General features: G+C 58.5%; 1 pseudogene. It reads right to left on the bottom strand.

The features are described from left to right. Positions 1-33: 33 nt before the first annotated feature. Positions 34-566: pseudogene (locus tag B3Q33_RS11290) on the bottom strand (serine protease); the annotation flags it as partial.

The following is a 566-nucleotide window of genomic DNA, read 5'->3' as shown; positions in this document are numbered from 1 at the left end:
TTGCGAGCAAAGCTCCAACGGGATAAAGAGGGGCTAGCGGCGTTGTGCTTTTGCGGGAAAGCCGCGCAACACCAGCAGTAATCCGGCCAGCAGGGTGAAGATGGTGGGTGCGCCACCGCCTCCGCTGCTGCCGCCTCCGGCAGGGGCCTGGGAGGGATAGCGTAGGGTCAGTGTGGCGGTATTGTCGTTGTCGTTTGGCAGATCGCCATTACTGGAGAAACCGGTAAAGGTTATGGCCCGGTTTGCTCCGGTATCCGAGGCGAAAGTGAGATTCAACGTCTGGCTGTTGGTAGCGGGCACATTGCCCACCGGGCAGCGTAGCGGGTTAGACAGGGTACAGCCCAGTTCGTCGGCGTTTGCCAGGGTGGTATTGAGTGGCAGGGAAAAACGGATTTCCCCATTGGTAGCGTCATTGATCGTGGATCGATTACTGAGCGTTACCGCTACCCTGGCTTCACTGGTGTTGCCGCTCTTCTGGAAGGCGGACAGAGTCAGATCCGGCTGGTCGGAGAACACTACTTTCTGCGCAATGCGGTTATTGCGGCGTCGGTAATCATCCTGGTTGG

Origin of the sequence: Alcanivorax sp. UBA3183 (assembly GCF_002364155.1) — a bacterium.
GTDB lineage: Bacteria > Pseudomonadota > Gammaproteobacteria > Pseudomonadales > Alcanivoracaceae > Alcanivorax > Alcanivorax jadensis.
The sequence above is the reverse complement of the archived record's forward strand: the minus strand, read 5'-3'. Positions and strand labels throughout refer to the sequence as shown.